Origin of the sequence: Natronobeatus ordinarius (assembly GCF_024362485.1) — an archaeon.
GTDB lineage: Archaea > Halobacteriota > Halobacteria > Halobacteriales > Natrialbaceae > Natronobeatus > Natronobeatus ordinarius.
Genome location: NZ_CP101456.1, coordinates 419,805 through 434,061 on the forward strand (window position 1 = coordinate 419,805; position 14,257 = coordinate 434,061).

Annotated in this window: 13 protein-coding genes and 1 pseudogene; 9 read left to right on the forward strand and 5 right to left on the reverse strand. The window is 65.7% G+C overall.

Annotated elements, in window-relative coordinates; all coding sequences use genetic code 11:
* Nucleotides 1-14 precede the first annotated feature (14 nt).
* The 3 genes from NMQ09_RS02175 to NMQ09_RS02185 form a co-directional block, all read right to left on the reverse strand.
* Entirely contained in the window at nucleotides 15-902 is an 888-nt protein-coding gene (locus NMQ09_RS02175) for an ATP-grasp domain-containing protein (protein ID WP_255192817.1), read from the reverse strand.
* 185 nt (nucleotides 903-1,087) lie between these two features.
* Nucleotides 1,088-1,618 carry a 50S ribosomal protein L16 gene (locus NMQ09_RS02180; RefSeq protein WP_255192818.1) on the reverse strand — a complete coding sequence of 177 codons (531 nt, stop codon included), beginning with the start codon at nucleotides 1,616-1,618 and terminating at the stop codon, nucleotides 1,088-1,090.
* Between the two features lie 170 nt (nucleotides 1,619-1,788).
* Complete coding sequence (locus NMQ09_RS02185; protein ID WP_255192819.1) at nucleotides 1,789-2,022, reverse strand: MarR family transcriptional regulator; 234 nt, start codon at nucleotides 2,020-2,022, stop codon at nucleotides 1,789-1,791.
* A 576-nt stretch (nucleotides 2,023-2,598) separates the two neighbouring features.
* Here NMQ09_RS02185 and NMQ09_RS02190 point away from each other — a divergent pair.
* The 6 genes and pseudogenes from NMQ09_RS02190 to NMQ09_RS02215 all read left to right on the forward strand — a co-directional run.
* Nucleotides 2,599-2,795: pseudogene (locus NMQ09_RS02190) on the forward strand (hypothetical protein); the annotation flags it as partial.
* Nucleotides 2,796-2,985: 190 nt separating this feature from the next.
* Complete coding sequence (locus tag NMQ09_RS02195) at nucleotides 2,986-4,209, forward strand: CBS domain-containing protein (protein WP_255192820.1); 1,224 nt, start codon at nucleotides 2,986-2,988, stop codon at nucleotides 4,207-4,209.
* A 49-nt stretch (nucleotides 4,210-4,258) separates the two neighbouring features.
* Nucleotides 4,259-4,738, forward strand: a complete 480-nt coding sequence (locus NMQ09_RS02200) for a deoxyuridine 5'-triphosphate nucleotidohydrolase (RefSeq protein ID WP_255192821.1) — start codon at nucleotides 4,259-4,261, stop codon at nucleotides 4,736-4,738.
* 58 nt (nucleotides 4,739-4,796) lie between these two features.
* Nucleotides 4,797-5,357 (forward strand): metal-dependent hydrolase, encoded by a 561-nt coding sequence (locus tag NMQ09_RS02205; protein WP_255192822.1) that lies wholly within the window; start codon nucleotides 4,797-4,799, stop codon nucleotides 5,355-5,357.
* Between the two features lie 48 nt (nucleotides 5,358-5,405).
* Nucleotides 5,406-5,885 (forward strand): pyruvoyl-dependent arginine decarboxylase, encoded by a 480-nt coding sequence (locus NMQ09_RS02210; protein ID WP_255192823.1) that lies wholly within the window; start codon nucleotides 5,406-5,408, stop codon nucleotides 5,883-5,885.
* Nucleotides 5,886-5,964: 79 nt separating this feature from the next.
* Complete coding sequence (locus NMQ09_RS02215; protein WP_255192824.1) at nucleotides 5,965-6,357, forward strand: DUF5811 family protein; 393 nt, start codon at nucleotides 5,965-5,967, stop codon at nucleotides 6,355-6,357.
* 4 nt (nucleotides 6,358-6,361) lie between these two features.
* On the opposite strand, the gene NMQ09_RS02220 is transcribed toward NMQ09_RS02215, so the two are convergent.
* Together NMQ09_RS02220 and NMQ09_RS02225 are read right to left on the reverse strand one after the other, a co-directional pair.
* Nucleotides 6,362-6,964: a flavin reductase family protein gene (locus tag NMQ09_RS02220; RefSeq protein WP_255192825.1), complete on the reverse strand. Its 603-nt coding sequence runs from the start codon at nucleotides 6,962-6,964 to the stop codon at nucleotides 6,362-6,364.
* Between the two features lie 108 nt (nucleotides 6,965-7,072).
* Nucleotides 7,073-8,434 (reverse strand): serpin family protein, encoded by a 1,362-nt coding sequence (locus tag NMQ09_RS02225; protein ID WP_255192826.1) that lies wholly within the window; start codon nucleotides 8,432-8,434, stop codon nucleotides 7,073-7,075.
* 488 nt (nucleotides 8,435-8,922) lie between these two features.
* On the opposite strand from NMQ09_RS02225, the gene NMQ09_RS02230 reads away from it, so the two are divergent.
* From NMQ09_RS02230 to NMQ09_RS02240, 3 genes are all read left to right on the forward strand, one after another.
* Complete coding sequence (locus tag NMQ09_RS02230; RefSeq protein WP_255192827.1) at nucleotides 8,923-9,345, forward strand: Hsp20/alpha crystallin family protein; 423 nt, start codon at nucleotides 8,923-8,925, stop codon at nucleotides 9,343-9,345.
* A gap of 318 nt (nucleotides 9,346-9,663) precedes the next feature.
* Nucleotides 9,664-13,812, forward strand: coding sequence for a PAS domain S-box protein (locus NMQ09_RS02235; protein WP_255192828.1), 4,149 nt, complete (start codon nucleotides 9,664-9,666; stop codon nucleotides 13,810-13,812).
* 84 nt (nucleotides 13,813-13,896) lie between these two features.
* On the forward strand, nucleotides 13,897-14,253 hold the full coding sequence (locus tag NMQ09_RS02240; RefSeq protein WP_255192829.1) for a DUF7344 domain-containing protein: 357 nt from the start codon (nucleotides 13,897-13,899) through the stop codon (nucleotides 14,251-14,253).
* Nucleotides 14,254-14,257 lie beyond the last annotated feature (4 nt).

Here is a 14,257-nt window from a genome sequence, read left to right on the forward strand (position 1 = left end):
GTTCGGTCGGCGTCTCAGCTGCTGTCTCCCGTCTCCGACCGAGCCGCGCGTATCGCCGCCGTGAGTCGATCGTAAAAGTCCGGCTCGTACTTCGTCGCCGCGTCGATCGTCGGCCGAGCGTTCGTCTCGGAGACGACCACCCGGTCATCCGTGACGAGTAGATCGACGCCGAGGAACGGAATCTCGAGTTCGCTGGCCACGGATTCGGCGAGCTCCCGCCACGGCGCGGGGAGGTCGATCCCCGAGGCCGCCGCGCCCCGGTGGACATTGTGTTTCCATTGACCGCGCTCGCGGGCGTCGTCGGGGAGTCGCCGTTCGACCGCGCCGACGTACTCACCCTCGAGGGTCATCACCCGGTAGTCGACGGCTCCGGGGAGGTACTCCTGGACGAGAAACGACTTATCACCGGTCGCACGGTAGTCGTGGACGAGCGAGAGGTAGTCACAGATCCCGAGAAACGAATCGAGGTCGTGAGCCTTCGCCACGCCGACCCCTCGGGTCGTCGAGTTGGGCTTGACGACGACCGGCGGTTCGAACCGCTCGAACACCGCCCGGAGGTCGGCCTCGTCGACGGGGCTCGAGACGAACACCGACTCGGGGACTGAGAATCCAGCGCGCTCGAGGCGGGCGAGGACGCCGGCTTTGTTCCGCGAGGTGACCACGGCGTCGCGGTCGTTGAGCCACGGCACGCAGAGGAGGGCGTCGGCGACGCCGCCTTCCATCAGCCGCCCGGGGTAGACGAAGCCGACGTCGAAGTCGTCGGGCGACCACGGGGCGTCCGAACCGAGCGGAATCGTCCGCTCCCGGACGGGGACGTGGTGACAGCGAATTCCCCGGTCCGCCAGCGGCTCGCGCATCCGCTCGAACGTCTCCTTGCGGTTGACGACGGCGAGGTCGATCATACCCGAGACTGTGCGTCCGGGAGGAAAAAGCTGCACGAGCCGGCAGGGTCGACGAGTGCGCTCGAGTGGCTCTCGCCGTCCGTTCGATCGGTGGGGATCCCAACACCAGTACCGGTCGGTCTGCTGGGTCGAACCGGCCGCTCTGCTGTCGACGGCAATTCGACGGAGAAGAACGCAGCGAGGCGTTACGCGATCAGCTCTTCTTCGCCCTTCTCGACGACGACCCGGCACGGCGGCGAGATCTTGTTGTAGGCGCGTCGGAGTGCGTCCTTCGCGAAGTCGGCGTCGTCGACGTCACACCAGATGGTGAAGAGGCGGTCGCCCCGCTGGATGCGAGCGGCCGTCCCGACGATCTTCCCGAACGACTGGCGCATCCCGTCGGAGACACGGTCGGCACCCGCACCCGTCGCCTGCTTGTTCTCGCGGATGACGTGGTGGGGGAACTTTCGGAGGATCATCTTGTAGTTGCCCTCGCCGGCGCTCTTGAGCATGTGGCGGTTCGCCGAGAGGCGGGAGGCCTCGAGGCTGCCGTGGCGGATCTGGCACTCCTCCTCGAGGACGAGACTGACCTGGACGGGGTAGTCGTCGGGGTCAGCGTTGATGTCTCCCATCTTGTGCTGTGCGATCTTCGAACCCGGGATGCCAGTGATGTACTCACGGCGCGTGTAGGCCGGTTTACTGATCTCCCGGTACATGGAGGCGGGTTTGTCGGCCATGGTTACTTATCCGGAACGAAGCTTACCGCGCGGATAAAGCCTTCGAACCGTCGGTGGACGCCCTGGCGTCGTCGATCTCTCCGTCGGCGACCTCGAGGGTGACCGGTTCTACCCGCCGTCGCGACCGGCGGCGTCGCTCGACACCGAACGACCACTCGGCTCCGACAGAATCAGCGCAGTTCGACGCGCTCGCCGTCGATCTCGACCAGCCCCTTGCTCGAGAGGCAGTTCAGCACGCTCAGGACGTCGATCTTCTTCATCGCGAGGATCTCGTTCAAGTCGTCGACCGTCGCCTCGTCGGCCGCCTCGAGGTAGAGGTAGACGAGCTTCGCCTGCGGCGAGACGATCTCGTCGGGAATCGGCTCGAGCTGTGTTTCGGTGAGCTGGGGCTGGGATTCTATCATCGTATTCACACGAACTCCGTTCAGAGATATAAGTCTAGCCCCTATGGACTAGGGTATAGCTAGATTATTATAATGTGATTATATAATTTCTTGGGTGGAGCTGCGTCGCTCTCAGGAGGGAAATGGCGTCGCGAGGACGACATCGGTCGGCGGTTACCCCAATGGCATCGTCCGCACCGGGTTCCGTTGCCGGTGATACCTCGCTCTTCTCTATAATTCTGACGCTATATGGTTGTCATCAACTATCAGGGCAGGTATTGACTTTCATAGATAGGCACATTACAGTACGACGAAATGAACAGGAGATGTAGTTGCTGAGGATTTACGATTTTCCAGACGATCTGCGGCCGAAGATCTGATCGTAGAGCCACACTCCAATGAATATGAACACAAGGTGTGCCAATATTGTTAACAATATCACCAATATCTCTGGAACGCCGATCATATTCTCTAACCATATCGCAGGGATACGCTCATATATTAGATTTTTGCTCTTATCATAAAAGTTCAGGCCTCGCCAGGATTTAATATCTGCTCTTCTGCAGGAGATTCTTGATGCCGCTTATCTGTCGCCCTGCCGATGAAGACGTCCACGTCAATACCTGCGAGAGCCACATCGAGGCATCTCGAGGGATAAACTCACACAGCGTCTCAGAGCCTTCCAGCTTCGACGGAAACTACTGCGGAAACCAGGGAAAGAAGCGACTGAACCGGACCGGCGCACCGATCCGTGGCCTCGTCGATTACGTCGCCGTCAACGTATTCCGCTATAGTAACCGTTGAACGTCATTGCACACTCGGTCACGACCATCGGCGGTCAGCCTCTTCGACGAGGTTGAGGCTGACCGTTCGGCTGTGGCCGGGTGTAACTCGTTTCAACGAGTACTATAGACGACCGAAGAGCGTCGAGGGAAGACCGATGTCGGCAGCGCGTTTAAGACGATTCCGCCACTATCGCTCAGTATGAAGAGTTTCCAGATCGGGTCACTGTTCGACATCCCGATCAAGCTCGATCTGACGTTTCTGCTCGTTCTTCCGCTGTTTGCGTATCTCATCGGCGCCCAGATCGAGCCGGTCGTCGACATCCTCAATCTGCTCTGGGAAGCCGACATCGCCGCCGACGCCATCACCGGTGGTCTGACGCCGTGGGTGCTCGGACTGACCGCCGCGATCGGGCTGTTCGTCGGCGTCTTGCTGCACGAACTCGGCCACTCGATCACGGCCCAGCGGTATGGCTACCCGATCGATTCGATCACGCTCTGGCTGTTCGGCGGGATCGCCGCCCTCTCGGAGATGCCCGAGGACTGGCGCCAGGAACTGAACATCGCCATCGCCGGGCCGATCGTCAGCGTTCTCGTCGGCGTCGTCTCCTACGGGCTGTTTCTGCTGGCTCCGCCGGTGCTCGGCGACCTCGTCGCCGCGGCGACCCTCGACGGCGTGCTGTTCGTCCTCGGCTACCTCGCCGTCCTCAACGTCGCGCTCGCGGTGTTCAACATGCTTCCCGCGTTCCCGATGGACGGCGGGCGCGTCCTCCGGGCACTGCTCGCTCGCAACCGACCCTACGCACGGGCGACACAGCAGGCCGCGAGCGTCGGCAAACTGTTCGCCATCGCCATGGGCCTGTTCGGCCTGGTCGGGCTCAACATAATCCTCATCGGCGTCGCCTTCTTCGTCTACATCGCCGCCTCGAGTGAGGCCCAGCAGGTCGTGATGAAAGCCGCCTTCGAGGGAATCACCGTCGACGACATCATGACGCGGTCGCCCGACCTTCACACCGTCGCTCCCGAGACGACCGTCGAGGAACTCATCCACCGGATGTTCAGCGAACGTCACACGGGCTATCCCGTCCTCGAGAACGGTCATCTCATCGGGCTCGTGACCCTCGAGGACGCCCGCGAGGTCGATCCCATCGAACGCGACGCCTACCGGGTCGAGGACGTGATGACGACCGATCTCGAGACGATCGGTCCCAACGCGGACGCGATGGACGCCTTAGAGCGGATGCAACGGGAACGGATCGGCCGGCTGCTGGTCGTCGATCGGGACGATCAGGCGTTCGGCACTTACGCACGCGACAACGGTGACCTGGTCGGGCTCGTCTCCCGGACCGACGTCATGACCGCCCTGAACGTCGTCCAGCAGAGCGGCTCGGTGGATCCCTCGCGGGTGGACCGCACGGCCGATTGACCGGCTCCAACGCGACACGTTTATTCTCCCGCCGTGCGCGCACGGGGACATGTACCGATCTGGAGCCTTCGTCGCCGACCACGTCTCGCCGATCGCCGACGAACAGGTCCAGCCCAACGGCGTCGACCTCACGCTCGACGTCGTCTTCGAACAGCGCGAGCCCGGCCGCATCGGCCGGGACGGCAAGGAGATCGGCGACCGGATCGCCCGCCCGCTCGAGGAGCTCGACCAGAAGGTGCCGACGACCTACTACCTGCCGCCCGGCGCCTACGTCGTCCGCTACGGCGAGCGCATCCACATCCCCGAGGGTCACGTCGGCTTTCTCTACCCGCGGTCGTCGCTGCTGCGCAACTCCTGTATGCTGAACACGGCGGTGTGGGACGCTGGCTACGAGGGCCGCGGCGAGGGACTGCTCCAGGTCCACCACGACGTCGAACTCGAGCGCGGCGCGCGGATCGCCCAGCTCGTGCTGACCGAGGCCGACCACGAGACGGTGTACGACGGATCGTACCAGGGCGAAAATCTGTGATACTGATGCGACCGGTTCGCGTACCGTTTTCTCCTCCCAGCCCGTAGGTGGCCACGACATGATGGCGACGACGCACGCGTTCGCTGGACTCGCCGTCGTCGCCCCGGTCGCCTACGCCGTTCCCGAGCTCGCTGTCCCCCTCGCCGTCGGCGCGCTCCTCGGCGGGATCGCCCCCGACTTCGACCTCGTCCTCGAGCACCGCCGAACGCTGCACTTTCCTGTCTACGGGCTCCTTGGTGCTGTCCCCGCGGTCGGCGTCGCCGCTCTCGTCCCCTCGAGCGTCACCGTCGCGCTTGCGGCGGTCGCCGTCGCCGCCTGGCTCCACGCGGCGAGCGACGCTTTCGGCGGCGGCCTCGAGATGGATCCGTGGACGAACCCCACCGAGCGCGCCGTCTACGACCACTGGCGCCGGCGGTGGGTGCGTCCCCGGCGGTGGATCCGCTACGACGGCGCGCCCGAGGACGCCGCGCTGGCGGTCGCGCTGGCCGTCCCCGCGTTCGTCGTCGTCGACGGTCACGGCTGGCTCGAGGCGCTCGTCGTCGTCGGCGTTGCAGTCTCGATCGCCTACGCACTCGCCCGGCGGCGGATCGCCAGGTGGAGCCCCGACTGGCTCGAGTGACGGTCGAGAATCGCAAGGCCTTACGCCGGCGGTCCCCGACGGACGGCCATGAGCACGATCCGAATCGTCTGGGGGTCGGCCTCGGCCCCGACGAAGATGTCCTCCTACGACGCCGCCCTCGCCGACGCGGGCGTCGAGAACTACAACCTCGTCGCCGTCTCGTCGGTGATCCCCGCCGGCGTCGACGTCGAGGCCGTCGGCACCGCTCCCGACCTCGGGCCCGCCGGCGAACGGCTGACGGTCGTCGAAGCGCGGGCAACGGCCGCCGGCCCGAGCAGCGTCGCCGCGGCGCTGGGCTGGGTCGAGTCGGTCGACGACGGGCCGGGGCTGTTCTACGAGGCGTCGGGGGAGATCGACGCGGCCGACGTCGAGAACCGGGTCCTCGAGGGACTCGCTGCCGGGAGCGAACTCCGGGACTGGGAGCTGGGTGAGCCGAGCGTCCGCGTCGAGTCGAGCGAAGCCGAATCGGGCACGTACACCACGTCGGTCGTGCTGGCTGTGTACGGCGAGAGCGATCCGATTCTGTAGCCTCCTTTGGTCTGTGGTAGCGCTTCTCGAGCCGAATCATTTTTACGACCTGGCCGGGTACGAACGGTAACGAATTCTTATGAACGGGAACACGCCCTACGCGGGGCTACCGGGTGTGACGCAAGCGGGTCACCGGGCAGCGACTGACGTGCCGGAGCTCTCCGGCGAGCAGCGCCGGACGCTTCGGCGGGACGTCTCCCGGATCGCCGCCCGTACCCGCGAGCTCTTACCCGACGAGTACGTCGTCGACGCCGAGATCTCGACGGGGATCGCGGGGCCGCAGGTGACCGTCGCCGTTCAGCCGCCGATCGGCCATCCGGTCAGCGCCGGCTTCACCCCCGCACTCGAGGACGATCGCGACGAACTCATCGACGCAGACGATCGCGACGAGGTCGCCCGGGGGCTCGCCGCCAGCGCGGCGCTCCAGGTGAAGCTGGCCGTCGGCGACGACGTGACGCCGACGGCCCAGTGATCGGTCAGCGTCGCTCGAGGTCGGCGTGCTCGCCCACCGTGTAGTACGGCCCGCCGAGTCGCCCCACTGTCTCGAACGTCGTCGCGTCGATCTCGCCGTCGGTGAGGAGCTCGTCTGCGAGGTGGACGCACTCGACCTCGCCGAACAGCACCAGCCGGTCTTTGACGCGCATCGTCTCGAACAGCGAGCACTCCATCGTGGCGATGGCGTCGGCGACCCGTGGGGCCGCGATTTCGCGACACGGCGCCCGCTCGAGGTCGAACGCGTCGAACTCACTCTCCTCGGGCTCGAGCGCGGCGGCCGTCCGGTCCATCGCCTCGGCGACGTCCTCGGTGACGACGTTGACGGCGAACTCGCCGGTGTCGACGGCGTTTCGCGCCGTATCCTTCAGCTCCTCGTCCCCATCGTCGTCCTCGCGGACGCCCGTGCTGACCATCAGCAGCGGGTGACTCGAGCTGACGTAGTTGTACGCGCTGAACGGCGCGAGGTTGTCGACGCCGTCGGGGCTCACGGTACTGACCCAGGCGATCGGCCGGGGGCTCACGAGCGACTTGATTACGCGACTGTTCACGTCGGTGTCGACGGCTGCGGGGGCGAACGTCTCCATGTCGAGGGTCGTTTCGCTCACGCGGCCATAATCGCTCGGGCTCCGGCGAACGGCGGCCGGAGCCAGCATCGGCAGCCCCCGTCGGTCGACGTCCGCCTCGACGGTTCGCTACTGGGCCTCGCCGGCGTCGACGACCTGGCCGAGAAAGAGCAGGCTCCCCGTCTCGTCGTCACGGATCGCGAAGAGGAACGGCCGGTCGACGGTTACGTCGAACGTTTCGGCGGGTGCGCTCGTCGGCACCATGGTCACGCCGGTCGCCGCGGCGGCCTCCGTTCCTTCCTCGTCGACGGCGACGTAGGCGTCGTGGTAGACGTCCTCGATCATGAGCGAGGGGGCCGACTCGTCCGACTCGAGCATTCCCGTAAAGTCCGCCTGGTTGGTGAACGCGACCTCCATACCGAGTGCGGCCAGCGCGTCGCGGACGCTGAACGAGGACTCGAACTCGAACCGGGGGAGTGCGAGGTCGCCGCTCGCGTCGGCCGTCGCCTCGAGTAATTCGTCGAGCCGATCGACGTCGAGTGAGTCGCGGAAGGCTTCGAACTCACCCGCGGCGGGGAGGAAGACGACCATCGTCGCGTCGCCCTCGTAGGGTAACTCGAGCACCTGGTGGCCGTCGACGGCGGCGTAGCGCGTCCGGAGATGCTGGTGCATCATCGGGACGGTGGACTCGCTCCCGTCGAGGGCGGTGAACGGTCCGTCCTCGGTCTCGTCCTCGTCGAACTGGTTCGCCCAGTTCGCGAGGAAGTAGATGGCGTTGGTCAACACGAGTTTCGTGTCCCCGTGGACCGAGCCCTCGGGGAGCAACTCCTCGATCTTGTCCTCGGTTTCCTCGGCCACCCAGTCGTTGATCTCCGCCCGGGCAGGCTCGGGTGCGGCTTCGAAGTCGAGGGTTCGCAGCCCGGCACCGTAGTTGCGCGCGAGCGTCTCGAGGAACGCGTCGCCGAACGGGTAGTCGGCCTGCCCCCAGATCGCGTTCGCGATGCGGAGGGTGAACTCGGTGGCGTCCTCGTCCTCGTCATCTCCGTCGGCCGGTGTGTCCTCCTCGAGCGACTGGGAGAGGGCGTTGAACGTCTCGTGAAGCTGTTGCTGGTCGTGAGGGAACGCGAGCGTGTCGGCCATCGCCGTCTCGGTCTCGCCGCGGGCCCCCGCCCACGCCATCGCCAGCGCGAGCGAGACGCTGTACGGCGACGCGAAGTGGTTCGTCTCCTCGTCGTCGGCGAGTTCGCCGAGCAACGCGAGGGAGAACGTGTTGACCCCGTCGACGAGCGCCTCGAGTGCGTCGTCGGAGACGGCGGGAGCGGCTCGATCGACGTCGGCCGAGAGGAGCTGACCGTCGATCGGTGCGTCTCCACCGCTCGGCTCCGGCGACGGTTCCGAATCCGTGTCGTCGGTGTCGGTCATCGTACAACCTCCGAGGGCTGCCATCGTAATTCCTGCGAGCGCGAGGACGTCGCGCCGGTTCGTCGTCATCGGTACCAGAGACATTCGGGTCCGAACATATCACGTCACCCCAAGCTGAAACGGTCGTTTGACCTTTCCCGATCGTCGATTGTGCGGGGCTGCCGACGGGGCGCTTCGATTTCGGCTTCTGTTGCCCTCTATAGCACTCGTTGAAACGATTTACACCCGTCCACAGCCGAACGGGCAGCCTCGGCCTCGTTGGCGAGGCTGCCCGCCAACGGTCGTGACCGGGTGTGCAATGACTTTCAACGGTTACTATAGTACTCACTTCAACGAGTACTATCGCTCTCCCTGTAGCTCCATAGCTATATGCTACCTTGGAACATGCATTGCTGTATGGCAATCCCTGGCTACGACATCGACGACTTACCGGAGAACGCCCTCGAGGCGACCGACGACGAGGACGAAGCGGAACCCGAAGACGAGGAGTAACCGTCCCGGATCTGTCCTCCCGGGCTGGGCAGAATTTATCTCACTCGAGCGCGTACCGGTAGCGTATGCGGCGAAACCCCTTCGAAGAACTCGAGGAGATGCTCGATCGCCTGAGCAGCCAGGTCGAAGAAGGAATGACCCGGGGAGGCGGGCTCCCCGTTCCGGGCGACGTGGCCGTCGACGTCGCGGACGCTCACGACGAGTACGTCGTGACGGCGGACTTGCCGGGCTATGAGACCGACGACATCGAACTGACCCTGTCGGAGGGGACGCTTCGGCTCGAGGCCAGTCACGAGGAACGTACCGCACACGAGGAAGGCCAGTACCTCCGTCGAGAGCGCAGCCAGCGGTCGGCGAGTCGCCGGATCCGCCTGCCCGAACCCGTCGACGAGGAGAACGTGACGGCGTCGTACAACAACGGCGTGCTGACCGTGACGCTCCCGAAGGAGTCCGAAGGCGAGGAGTCGAAGCAGATCGACATCGACTGAGAGGGACTGTTGGAACTATTTACCGCCGATCGCTAGCGGCGGGGTCAGCGATCGGCGGTACGCAACTCCACTGGTCCCTCTGACGGACTGTTGTGATTCGGGACCGGTGATCGCTCCCCGTCCGAGCGATCACCGTCGACCGGCCCGACGGTCCACCCGATCGCAGACGAGTCCGCTCGATCGGCTCGGAACCCGTTCTCGGCGGTGACTGCGCCGTCGACGCTCGTCGACACGTTCGCTCTGAGGACTGTCAGTTGTACGCACGTAGTGTGCTATCGCCCCACGACTTTTATGTCGCTCGGCTTACTGAGGCGGGATATGAACGACCGTCCAGCTGGCGACGCGTCTTCTGCCCCGGCGGATCCGGCACGCCGTCGGTACCTGGCGCTTCGGAACGCCGTCGATGAGGCGGTGCTCGAGGTCGACGCGGACGGCCGGCTCGTCGACGTCGCCGACGCGTTTGTCGAACTCAGCGGCTACGATCGCGGCGAACTCCGGGGTGCTCCGCTCTCGAGCGTGCTGCACGGACCGACGGCCGACGGATTCGGGGTGGTCCGCTCGCGCCTCCGGGAGCCAGGTCGGGACGTCGTCACGGTCGAGTGGTCGCTTCGAACCGCGGGTGGCGAAACGGTGCCGACGACGTGGCGGTTCGCCGGCCTCGAGTCGGACGGGGAGTTCCGGGGAGCGATCGCCACCGTCGTGGCGAGTCGTGACCGACTCGAGCCCGTCGACGGGCACCGAATTCAGCACGCAGCGAGCCGTCGGATCGCCGCTGCGACGTCGCTCTCTGACGGCCTCGAGTCCGTTCTTCGGACCGTCTGTGAACGGATCGGCTGGGAGTACGGCGAGGCGTGGCTCCCGATGAGCGACGCCGACCGGATCGAACGGGCGACGGTTGCCCACTGTGGGTCTGCCGAGTTCCGTCGATTCGGCGAGCACTCGTCGGGGACGACTTTCGCTCGCGGCGAGGGACTGCCGGGTCGAGTCTGGGCGTCGGGCGATCCGGAGTGGCTCGCAGACGTCTCGAGTGGCGACGACTTCGTCCGGTCCGACCTCGCCGAGGCGGTCGGTCTCGACACCGCGTTCGGCGCGCCCGTCGTCGCCGACGGACACGTCTTCGCCGTGTTGGTGTTCGCGACGGCCGAGCGACTGCCGGTCGACGACCATCTGGTCGAAACCGTCGTCTCGGTCGGCTCGGGCCTCGGCGGGCTCATCGCTCGACTGCAGACCGAGGACGCACTCGAGCACGAACGCGAACTGCTCGAGCGCGTCCTCGCCGCGAGTCCGGTCGGAATCGCCGTCTTCGAGCCCGACGGCTCGATCGAACGGCTGAACGAGCGCGCAGCGGCGTTTCTCGATCTCGAGGACGACGAGGACGTCGCGGCGTACACCGTCGGTGACCGGCCGATGTTCGACGCCGACGACGAGCGCCTCTCGTTCGAAGAGCGACCGGTCAATCGGGTGTTCGAGACGGGTGAACCGGTCGCTGGCCGGGATCTCCAGCTTCAGTCTCGAGACGGGGGGACGCGGTGGCTCTCGGTGAACGCGACGCCGATCGCCGGCGAGGACGGCGACCCCGAGTACGTCGTCTCCACCGCGACCGACGTCACGCAGCTGAAAACGCAGGCGGACCGACTCGAGCGCCAACGCGACGACCTCCGGAGCGAACTCGAGGACGTCTTCGAGCGGATCACGGACGGGTTCTACGCGCTCGACGACGAGTGGCGGTTCACCTACCTCAACGAATACGCCGAGGCGTTTCTCGATCGATCTGCCGACGATCTCCTCGGGAAACAGCTCTGGACGGAGTATCCGAATCCAGAGCGGAGAGCGCGGTTCGAACGGGCGATGGAGACCGGCACACCGATCACGTACGAGGAGTACTCCGCCACCGCGGACGCCTGGGTCGAAGCGAACGTCTATCCCTCCGAAACCGGTCTTTCCGTGTACTTTCGGGACGTCACCGAACGCAGAGAGCGCAAACGTGAACTCGAGTGTCGAACCCGTCAGCAACGAGCCGTGGCGACGCTCGGCCGACGGGCCCTCGAGACCGACGACCTCGACGAACTCATGGCCGAGGCAACCCGACTCGTCGCCGACGTTCTCGACGTGGCGTACTGCAAGGTGCTCGAGCGCCAGTCCGACGCGCCGGAGCTGATCGTCCGCCACGGCGTCGGCTGGGACGAGGGCGTCGTCGGCTCGGCGACGGTCTCGACCGACGAGCGCTCCCAGGCCGGCTACACCCTCGTCTCGGGGGAACCGATCGCAGTCGACGACTTCGACCACGAAACGCGCTTTTCGAGCCCCGACCTGCTCGTCGACCACGACGTCTCGAGCGGGATCAGCGCGATCGTCGGCGCGGTCGGCGAACAGTGGGGCGTCCTCGGAGTCCACGACGTCGATCCTCGCGAGTTCACCGACGACGACGTGAACTTCGTGCAGAGCGTCGCGAGCGTCCTGGGATCGGCCATCGACCGGATGCGCACGGAGACGACGCTCAGGCGGGAGCGACAGCTGACCGAACAGATCGTCGAGACGAGCCCGGTCGGGATCACGGTCGTCGACGCCGAGGGGAACCTCAGATTCGCCAACGAGCGCGCCGAGGAGATCTTCGGTCGAACGAAACGCGAGCTGAACGCCCTCGCCTACGACGGTACCGAGTGGGACGAGCGTGACGCCGACGGCGAACCGATTGAGAACCGTCCGTTTTCACGGATCATGGCGTCCGGCGAGCCGGTGTTCGACGAACTCAGTAGCGTTCGTCGGCCCGACGGCGACCGCGTCTGGCTCTCGACCAGCGGCGCCCCGCTCGTCGATACCGACGGAACACCGGACGGCGTCGTGTTCGTCATCGAGGACGTGACGGAGCGCCGCGAACGTGAGCGCGAACTCGAGCGCTACGAGACGATCGTCGAGACGATCTCAGACGGCGTCTTCGTCCTCGACGAGGACGGCCGATTCGTCATGGTCAACGACGCCCACGTCGAGCTGACCGGCTACAGCCGGGAGGAGCTGCTCGGGGAACACGCCTCGCTGATCACGGGCGAGGCGGTGACGGCCGAGGCGCGGCGGCTGGCCGAAGCACTCGCGGCCGACGACGGGCGATCGCACGCGTCGCTCGACGCGCTCGTCCATCGGCCGGACGGCGAGCTGGTGCCCGCCGAGAGCCGCATCACCGTCCTCACGGACGACGACGGTGAACTCCGCGGTCGGATCGGCGTCGCCCGCGACATCAGCGACCGGGTCGAACGCGAACGACAACTCGAGCGACAGCGCGAACAGCTCGCGGCGCTCAACGAACTCAACGGCGTCGTCCGGGAGGCGACCGACGCGATCATCGAACAATCGACGCGCGAGCAGATCGAGCAGATCGTCTGTGAACGGCTCGCCGACTCGGACTCGTACCTGTTCGCCTGGATCGGAGCGGTCGACCGGGGGACGGACACGGTTCGACCACGGGCGCAGGCAGGCACGACGTCCCTCCTCGAGGACGTGACGATCCCGCTCGATCCCACCGACGGTGATACCGGTCCAACCAGTACGGCCGTTCAGAATCGAGAGATACAGACGACACAGAACGTCCTCGCTGAGGCGCCGTACGAGCCCTGGCGGGAGCGAGTCGAGGCGGACGACGTCCAGTCCGCGGCGGCGATCCCGATCGTCCACGAGGAGACGCTCTACGGTGTCCTGAGCGTCTACGCCGACCGCCCGAACGCGTTCACGAAGGACGAACGGACCGTCGTCGGCCAGCTCGGCGAGCTCGTCGGCCACGCCATCGCCGCCGTCGAGCGCAAGCGCGCGTTGCTATCTGACGACGTGATCGAACTCGAGATCCTGGTTCGTGACTTCTTCGAGTCGATGGACGTCGACTGCCGTGACCGGATCGACTTCGACCGAACGGTTTCCGTCGGCGATTCCGAGTATCTCGTCTACGGCACGACGAGCGAGGCCGGCTTGCGAACGCTCGAGGAGCTGGTCGATCGTCGGCCTCACTGGGAGACCGCCACGGTGATCGCCGACCGATTCGGCGACGTCACGTTCGAGTTGCGGATGTCCGAATCACCGCTCCTGTCGGCGCTTTCTCCGTACGGGGGCTCTCGAGGTCGACTGGCGATCGACGACGGCACTCTCTGGATGACGGCCCACGTCCCCCAGGGAAGCGACGTTCGCCAGGTGATCGACTCGATCCGGGACGTCTACCCCGGCGCGGAGGCGATCGCCCGGCGGCAGGCATCGACGACGAGCAGTTCGTCGCGAGGGATCAGACGGGCCTGGGCCGAGGAACTGACCGATCGTCAGCGAGCCTCGCTCGAGACGGCCTACTACGCGGGCTTTTTTGAGTGGCCACGACACAGCTCCGGCGAAGACATCGCCGACTCCCTCGGAATCGCCCCACCAACGTTCCACCAGCACGTTCGAGCCGCCGAGCGGAAACTCTTCGATGCCCTGTTCGACGAATCCGGGTAGCTTCTATCACAGAAAATGACACTAATGAGTTACTAATATTTTAGGGCTAGAACTTATCGAGATGTGAACCAATCAGTAGGGACGATGAGCAGCGAGTTCGGTCTGCCGGACGACTTCGACGAGGCCGATCGATCGACGCCACGAGTCGTCGATCTCTTCGACGCACTCTCGAGCACCCGCCGATGTGTCGTGGTCGAAGTGCTGAGCGATCGGTCGCCGCTCGCCGAAGCCGACCTCGCCGCTCGCGTCCTCGAGCGTGGCGTGGAGACGGACGCCTCGCGCGAGCGCGTTCACGTCTCGCTTCGCCACCAGCACCTGCCGAGGCTCGCAACCGCCGGAATCGTCGACCACGATCCCGAGACCGGCATCGTCGACTGCGGCCGATTCTTCGACGTGGCAGACGCGACGCTCGAGGAGACCTGGGCTCGCTGTAAGGCGTAACGTG

What these genes read in the sequence shown, in the direction of transcription:
- NMQ09_RS02230 (WP_255192827.1), top strand. Translation starts at nt 8,923, where the DNA reads ATGCGGCGAAACCCCTTCGAAGAACTCGAGGAGATGCTCGATCGCCTG.
- NMQ09_RS02225 (WP_255192826.1), bottom strand. Translation starts at nt 8,434, where the DNA reads ATGACGACGAACCGGCGCGACGTCCTCGCGCTCGCAGGAATTACGATG.
- NMQ09_RS02215 (WP_255192824.1), top strand. Translation starts at nt 5,965, where the DNA reads ATGAACGGGAACACGCCCTACGCGGGGCTACCGGGTGTGACGCAAGCG.
- NMQ09_RS02205 (WP_255192822.1), top strand. Translation starts at nt 4,797, where the DNA reads ATGATGGCGACGACGCACGCGTTCGCTGGACTCGCCGTCGTCGCCCCG.
- NMQ09_RS02195 (WP_255192820.1), top strand. Translation starts at nt 2,986, where the DNA reads ATGAAGAGTTTCCAGATCGGGTCACTGTTCGACATCCCGATCAAGCTC.
- NMQ09_RS02235 (WP_255192828.1), top strand. Translation starts at nt 9,664, where the DNA reads ATGAACGACCGTCCAGCTGGCGACGCGTCTTCTGCCCCGGCGGATCCG.
- NMQ09_RS02200 (WP_255192821.1), top strand. Translation starts at nt 4,259, where the DNA reads ATGTACCGATCTGGAGCCTTCGTCGCCGACCACGTCTCGCCGATCGCC.
- NMQ09_RS02240 (WP_255192829.1), top strand. Translation starts at nt 13,897, where the DNA reads ATGAGCAGCGAGTTCGGTCTGCCGGACGACTTCGACGAGGCCGATCGA.
- NMQ09_RS02220 (WP_255192825.1), bottom strand. Translation starts at nt 6,964, where the DNA reads ATGGAGACGTTCGCCCCCGCAGCCGTCGACACCGACGTGAACAGTCGC.
- NMQ09_RS02210 (WP_255192823.1), top strand. Translation starts at nt 5,406, where the DNA reads ATGAGCACGATCCGAATCGTCTGGGGGTCGGCCTCGGCCCCGACGAAG.
- NMQ09_RS02175 (WP_255192817.1), bottom strand. Translation starts at nt 902, where the DNA reads ATGATCGACCTCGCCGTCGTCAACCGCAAGGAGACGTTCGAGCGGATG.
- NMQ09_RS02185 (WP_255192819.1), bottom strand. Translation starts at nt 2,022, where the DNA reads ATGATAGAATCCCAGCCCCAGCTCACCGAAACACAGCTCGAGCCGATT.
- NMQ09_RS02180 (WP_255192818.1), bottom strand. Translation starts at nt 1,618, where the DNA reads ATGGCCGACAAACCCGCCTCCATGTACCGGGAGATCAGTAAACCGGCC.